Raw genomic sequence first — 763 nt, 5'->3', positions numbered from 1 at the left:
GTCTCGTGGGCTCGGCGACGATGCTGATCGAGGGCTTCGAGCTGGCCGGCGGCAACGGCCGTTTCCAAGGCCTGCGCCCGGAGCAGGTGGCGTTGGCGTTGCCATCGGGCCTGCGCGCGGCCGGCAGCGGCCATGCCGCGCCGGCCGACATCAACCGCGCCTTCGACTGCCTGACCAGGGCGGTCGGTTGCGACGAGGTGAAGCCGGCCCGGCCGTACCCGGATTTCCGCGGGGTGATGACCTGGTCGATCAACAGCGACGTCGCCGACGGCCGCGCCTTCTCCGCCCCGGTGGGCGAACACCTGCGCGCGGCGCGCTGAGCGCGAGGGTTCCGCCCGTGCCGGCCAGCGGCCATCATGCTCGGCCCCGGATAGGATGGACGTTGGATGGCGCGCAGACATTGGGTGATGGCGGCGGCAGGGCTGACCGCCGCCGCGTTGGCGGCCAGCTTCCTGTGGCAACCGAAGCCGCCGCGGCGGCCGGAGCCGGCGGCGACGCCGCTGGGCTGGCGCGCGCAGGTCGAACTGCTGGGCGGCGATGGCGTCGCCGGCGATGCCGTCGGCCCCGGCCCGCGCAGCCGCTTCAGCGATCCCTGGGGCGTGGCGCTGGATGCCGGCGGCACGCTCTACGTCGCCGATGCCGGCGACAACAACCGCATCCTGCGGCGCTGGCTGGATGGTGATTTCCGCCTGCTGGCCGGCGGCCGCGAAGGCTTCGCCGATGGCCTCGGTGGCGCGGCGGCGTTCAACACGCCGTCCGGCAT

General features: G+C 74.2%; 1 protein-coding gene and 1 pseudogene. Both read left to right on the top strand.

The window, feature by feature from the left end; all coding sequences use genetic code 11:
* Positions 1 to 320, top strand: a 320-nt coding sequence (locus ABB25_RS14805; protein WP_211259334.1) for a hypothetical protein, incomplete at its 5' end; no start/stop codon positions are given.
* A gap of 66 nt (positions 321 to 386) precedes the next feature.
* Positions 387 to 763 (top strand): annotated as a pseudogene (locus ABB25_RS14090) (gluconolaconase); the annotation flags it as partial.

Source organism: Stenotrophomonas koreensis, assembly GCF_001431525.1.
GTDB classification, from domain to species: Bacteria; Pseudomonadota; Gammaproteobacteria; order Xanthomonadales; family Xanthomonadaceae; genus Stenotrophomonas; species Stenotrophomonas koreensis.
The sequence above is the reverse complement of the archived record's forward strand: the minus strand, read 5'-3'. Positions and strand labels throughout refer to the sequence as shown.